This is a genomic window from Streptomyces sp. NPDC058534 (genome assembly GCF_042717365.1).
Taxonomy (GTDB): domain Bacteria; phylum Actinomycetota; class Actinomycetes; order Streptomycetales; family Streptomycetaceae; genus Streptomyces.
Genome location: NZ_JBHXNW010000154.1, coordinates 1 through 6,980, shown reverse-complemented (window position 1 = coordinate 6,980; position 6,980 = coordinate 1). Strand labels below are relative to the sequence as shown.

Here is a 6,980-nt window from a genome sequence, read left to right as displayed (position 1 = left end):
TCCACCCCCGCCAACTCCACCACCACACCCGGATCATCAAGACACACCACCGGCACACCCGAGACCCCGCTCAACCTCTCCACCAGACCACTCACCGTCACCACACACACCGGCCCGGCATCCCCCACCATCAACTCCACCCGCTCCGCCGGATACGACGGATCAAGCGGCACATACGCACCCCCCGCCTTCCACACACCCAACAACGCCACCACCAAATCAACCGACCGCTCCAACAACACCCCCACCACACACTCCAACCCCACCCCACGCCCCCTCAACACACCCGCCAACCGCGACGCCCGCTCATCCAACTCCCCATACGACAACTCCACCTCCCCACACACCACCGCCACCGCACCCGGATCCCGCGCCACCTGCCGCTCGAACAGGCCCACCACCGTCTCCTCGGGCACGACCCTGTCGGTGTCGTTCCACTCCGCCAACACCCGCGCACGATCCGACGGCGCCAGCACCTCCACCGCACGCAACGACGTCCGTGGCGCTTCCTCCAAGGCCGTGACCAGACCCTCGACCGCGGTCTGCATCAATTCGCATACAAGCTCCGGATCGCCGGGCACGACCACACCGGCCGTCAGCCCGAATCCGACCCCCAGATCATCAACCGAGACCGCCAACGGATAGTTCGTACGGTCCTCACCCAGCAGCACCCTCATGCCGGCCACGCCGCCCGGCCGTGTCTCGCCGGACTGCGCCGAGTCCGACCGCACTCGATTGCTGTGGCGGTAGTTGAACAGCGCAGTGAACAACGGGACGGACGTCGGGACATCGCTGGCCGCCTGAGCCAGCGCGAGGGGAGCGTGCTCGTGCACCAGCAGGCCGGCCAACTGAGCCTGCATCGCCCGCACCGCACCCACCACGTCACCGTCGGCGACATCCACCCGCACCGGCAGCGTGTTCATGAAGGGCCCCGGGATCCGCTCAGCACCCACCCCGGCATTCATCCGGCCCAGCAGCACAGTCCCGAACACCACGTCCGACCGCCCGGCCAGTACGGCCAGCACCCGCGCCCACGCCACGTGGAACAACGTCGCCGGACTCACCCCAAGCCCACGCGCCCGCTCCCGCACCCTCTCCGCCAGGGCGTCGTCAACCATCACGCGTGCCTGCTGGGCGCCGGTGCCGTCACCACGGGCGTCGGCCAGGCCGAACGGCAGCGTCGGCTCCGTCACGTCCCTCAGCAGCTGGGCGAAGTACTCCTCGTGCTCCGTGCGGGACACGCCCAGCCGCGCCTGGGCCACGAAGTCACGGAAGGGCAGCGGCACCGGCAACGTGTCCCCGCGCCCGGTCATGAGCGCCGCGACCTCGCCGAGTACCACCTCAGACGCTGTGTGGTCCTGCAGCAGGTGATGCACCTGCACCAACGCCACCCACCGCTCGCCGCCCGGCTCCGCCGCCATGTACACCCGCAGCAGCGGCGCCCGCCGGACATCCATCCACCGGCCGGCGATCGCGATCAGCTCCGCCGCCGGGTTCCCGCCGTCCGTCAGCGTCGCCTCTGTCACCGGAACGACCGCGCGCCGCCGCACCACCTGCACCGGCTCGGGCAGCCCTTCCCACACCACCCCGGTGCGGTAGATGTCGTGCCGGTCCACCACCTGCTGCAAGGCAGCCAGGAACCCGTCCAGCCGCTCACGGCCGTCAAAGCCCATGGCGAGTGATCGGAGGTACGGATCCGCCTCCCCCGGGCCGGCGAGCAGGTGGTGGAAGAAGATGCCCTCCTGCAACGGCGCCAGCGGATACACATCCGCCACGTTCGCGGCCCCACCCTCGACCGCCGCACACACCGACTCCACCTGCGCGGCCGTGAGCTCCACCAGCGGCAGCATCTCGGGCGTGAGCGCCTCGGCGCCATCCGGAATGCCGTTCGGCGGCACCTCCACAACCGGTCCGTTGCCGGCCTCGACCAACCCCGCCGGTGTGGGTGTCTCGAAGAGCGCCCGCACCGAGATCCCCAGTCCCCATTCGCGCAGCCGTGACACCAACGACACGGCGAGGAGGGAGTGGCCGCCCAGTTCGAAGAAGTTGTCCTCGACCCCGATCTGCTCCAGACCCAGCACCTCGGCGAAGACCGCGCACACGACTTCCTCGACCACCGACGCCGGCCCGCGTCCCTTGCCGCCCGCGGTCCCGTACTCGGGTGCAGGCAGCGCCGCCCGGTCCAGCTTCCCGTTCACCATCAACGGCAACTCGTCCAGCACCACCACCGCGGACGGCACCATGTACTCCGGCAGCCGCTGCCCCATGTAGGCGTGCAGCTCAGCGGTCAGACCAGCGCCCACACCACCGCCGTCGGCGACGACAACGTACGCCGTCAGTCGCTTGTCGCCGGAGGCGTCCTCACGGGCAATCACCACCGCCTGGTCCACGCCCGGATGCGCCGCCAGTACCGTCTCGACCTCGCCCGGCTCGATCCGGTACCCATGCACCTTCACCTGGTCGTCCGCCCGCCCGACGAACACCAACTGCCCGTCGACCGTCCACCGGACCAAGTCCCCCGTCCGGTACATCCGCTCACCCGGACCGCCGTACAGGCACGCCACAAACCGCTCCGCGGTCAGACCCGGACGACCGAGATACCCGCGAGCCAACTGCACACCCGCCACGTACAACTCACCCACCACGCCCGGCGCCACCGGGCGCAACCACGCGTCCAGCACGTACGTGCTCGTCGTCGCAAACGACCGACCGATCGGAACCGATCCCACACCCCCCACACCATCACCCGCACCGATCTCGTAGTGCGCACAACCGACCGCCGCCTCCGTCGGCCCGTAGTGATTCACGACGGCCAATCCCGGATGCGCCCCACGCCACCGCTCCGCCAAGCCCCAGCCCAAGGCCTCGCCACCCACCATCAACTGGTCCGTCGGGACACACTCCTCCGGCAACGCCTCCAGCAAGGGCAAGTGGCTGGGAGTCACCTTCAAGAATCCCAGACGACGACCGCCCAGCACCCCCGCCAGCCCCTCATCCAGACCCGCGACAAACACACACCCACCGCTCACCAGCCCTCCGAACAGACCCGTCACACCCGCGTCGAAGGACACCGACGCATGCAGCAGGCTGCTCTCCCGCACCCCCGGATACGCCTGGACACACCAGGTCACATAGCTGGCCAGCGCCCCATGCGACACCACCACACCCTTCGGCCGACCCGTCGACCCCGAGGTATAGATCACATACGCCGCATGCCCCGACTCCACTCGCACCGGCTCCACCAACCCACCGGCCTCCACCCCCTCATCCACCAGCACCCCAAGCCCGTCCGGCAACCGCCCGACCAGCCCGTCACTGGTCACCACACACACCGGACCCGCGTCCGCCACCATCATCGAAACGCGATCCGCCGGATACTCCGGATCAATCGGCAGGTACGCACCACCGGCCTTCCACACCGCGAGCAACGCCACCACCACATCCACCGACCGCTCCAGCATCACCCCCACCACCGACTCCAACCCCACACCACGCGCCCTCAACACACCCGCCAACCGAGACGCCCGCTCATCCAACTCCCCATACGACAACTCCACCCGCCCGTCCACCACCGCCACCGCACCCGGATCCCGCACCACCCGCTCCTCGAACAACACCGGCACCACACCCGACGCCTCCACCACCCCCGACTCATTCCACCCAACCAACACCCGCCCCCGCTCACCCTCCGACAACACCTCAAGCCCATGCAGCCCCGTGCCCGGCGCGTTCTCCAAAGCCTCGACAAGACTCTCAACCGCCGTGTGCATCAACCCACACACCAACTCGGGATCACCAGGCTCCAGGGCGTCGACCGTCAGCCCGAACCCAGAGCCCATGTCGTCCACTGCCACGGTCAACGGGTAGTTGGTGCCTCCCCTCCGGTGCACCACTGATACGCCGGCCAGTCCGACCCTGTCACCGCCGTTCGGCAGAGCACCCCACCGCTGGCTGTTGCGGTAATTGAAGATGGAGGTGAACAGCGGGGCGCGTGCGGGGACGCTGCTGGCTTTCTGCGCCAGGGCGAGGGGAGCGTGTTCGTGCACCAGCAAGCCGGCCAACTGGGCCTGCATCGCCCGCACCGCACCCACCACGTCACCGTCGGCAACATCCGCCCGTACAGGCAGGGTGTTCATGAACGGGCCCAGATTCCGTTCCGCACCCTGCCCAGCGTTCATCCGGCCCAGCAGTACGGTCCCGAACACCACGTCCGTCCGGCCGGCCAGGCTCGCCAGCACTCGCGCATACGCCACGTGGAACAACGTCGCCGGACTCACCCCGAGCTCACGGGCCTGCTCTCGCACCCGTACCACCAGCGCCGCGTCCACGCTCAGCCTCGCCTGCTCCAGATCGGAGCCATCACCACGAGCATCGGACAGGCCGAACGGCAGCGTCGGCTCCGTCACGTCACCCAACAGCTCCGTGAAGTACTGCTCGTGCTCCGCGCGGGAGACCCCCAACCGGGCCTGGGCCACGAAGTCACGGAACGGCAGTGGTACCGACAGCTCGTCGTCGCGCCCCTCCATGAACGCCGCGACCTCTCGAAGCACCGCTTCCAGCGCGGTGTGGTCCTGGAGGAGGTGGTGCACCTGCACCAACCCCATCCAGCGTTCGCTACGCTCGCTGTTCGGCTCTGCGGCCACATGTACCCGTACCAACGGCGCGTCTCGCAGGTCTATCCACCGCCCGGCGATGGCCCGTAGCTCTGCCACCGGATCCCCGTCGCGCGACAGGGTCACCTCGGTCACCGGGACGACTGCACGCCGCCATACCACCTGCACCGGCTCGGGCAGCCCTTCCCACACCACCCCGGTGCGGTAGATGTCGTGGCGGCCCACCATCCGCTGCAACGCCGCCAGGAACCCGTCCAGCCGCTCACGGCCGTCAAAGCCCAGCACGATCCCCTCGAAATAGACATCCGTCCCACCGGGGCCGGCCAGCAAATGGTGGAAGAAGAAGCCCTCCTGCACAGGTGCCAGCGGGTACACGTCCGCCACGTTCGCCGCACCGCCCTCGACCGACGCGCAGACCAAGTCGATCTGCGCCGCAGTCAACTCGACCAGCGGCAGCATCTCCGGCGTGACCACGTCCGCCCCCTCCGGAATCCCGTTGGGCGGCGCCTCCACCACACCCCCGCCACCGGCACTCGCTGCCGCAGCCAGCGACGCCGGTGTCGGCGCCTCGAACAACGCCCGCACCGACACCCCGAACCCGCGCTCGCGCAGCCGGGACGCCAGGGTCACCGCCAGCAGGGAGTGCCCTCCCAGCTCGAAGAAGTTGTCCTCCGCTCCCACCCGTTCCAGCCGCAGCACCTCTGCGAACACCCCGCACACGATCTCTTCGAGCGCCGTGGCGGGACCTCGGCTGTTCACATTCGCGCTGAACTCCGGCGCCGGCAACGCGGCCCGGTCCACTTTCCCGTTCACCGTCAACGGCATCCCGTCCAGCACCACCACCGCGGACGGCACCATGTACTCCGGCAGCCGCTGCCCCACGGATGCGCGCAGCTCTGCCGTCAGTCCGCCATCCGCGTCACCCTCACGGTCGGCGACGACGTAGGCCACCAGGCGCCGGTCCCCCGGCACGTCCTCACGGACCAACACCACCGCCCGGTCCACTGCAGGGTGCGCCGCCAGCACCGTCTCGACCTCGCCCGGCTCGATCCGGTAGCCACGCAGCTTCACCTGATCATCCGCACGCCCCACGAACACCAACTGCCCGTCGGCCGTCCACCGGACCAGATCCCCCGTCCGGTACATCCGCTCACCCGGCCCGCCATACGGGCACGCCACGAAACGTTCCCCGGTCAGACCCGGGCGCTGGTGGTACCCGCGCGCCAACTGACTGCCCGCCACATACAACTCACCCACCACACCCGGCGCCACCGGCTCCAGGAACCGATCCAGGACAAACGTCCTCGTCGTCGCAAACGACCGCCCAATCGGAACCGAACCCACACCCACACCCTCATCCGCACCAATCACGTAGTGCGCCGAACCGACCGTCCCCTCCGTCGGTCCGTAGTGATTCACCACCACCACATCCGGATGCACCTCACGCCACCGCTCCACCACACCCCAGCTCAACGCCTCCCCGCCCACCATCAACTGCCCCGTCGGCACACACTCCCCCGGCAACGCCTCCAACAACGACAAATGGCTGGGAGTCACCTTCAAGAAGCCCAGACGACGCCCACCCAGCACCGCCGGCAAACCCTCATCCAACCCGGACACGAACACACACCCACCCGACACCAACGCCGCATACAACCCCGTCACACCCAGATCAAACGACACCGACCCATGCAGCAGACTGCTCTTCCGCACCCCCGGATACGCCCCCACACACCAGGACACATAGCTGGCCAGCGCCCCATGCGACACCACCACACCCTTCGGCCGACCCGTCGACCCCGACGTATAGATCACATACGCCGCATGCCCCGACTCCACCCGCACCGGCTCCACCAACCCACCCGCCGCCACCGCCTCATCCACCAGCACCGTTAAACCGTCCGGCAACCCACCCGCCAACCGCGCGCTGGTCACCACACACAACGGCTCCGCGTCCCCCAACATCCACGCCACCCGATCCGCCGGATAGTCCGGATCAATCGGCAGATACGCACCCCCCGCCTTCCACACCGCCAGCAACGCCACCACCACATCCACCGACCGCTCCAACACCACCCCCACCACCGACTCCGGCCCAACACCCCGACCCACCAACGCACCCGCCAGCCGAGACGCCCGCTCATCCAACTCCCCATACGACAACTCCACCCGCCCATCCACCACCGCCACCGCACCCGGATCCCGCACCACCCGCTCCCCGAACAACACCGGCACCACACCCGACACCTCCACGGCCCCCGACTCATTCCATCCAACCAACACCCGCCCCCGCTCACCCTCCGACAACACCTCAACCTCACCAACCCGCACATCCCCCGCCACCACCGACAACACCCGCACCAACCG

Annotated in this window: 1 protein-coding gene; it reads right to left on the bottom strand. The window is 68.8% G+C overall.

The genetic code is table 11. From position 1 onward, the window contains the following. Positions 1-6,866 (bottom strand): amino acid adenylation domain-containing protein (locus ACFWR9_RS42170; protein ID WP_383852838.1); only part of this gene is annotated, 6,866 nt, incomplete at its 3' end. Positions 6,867-6,980 lie beyond the last annotated feature (114 nt).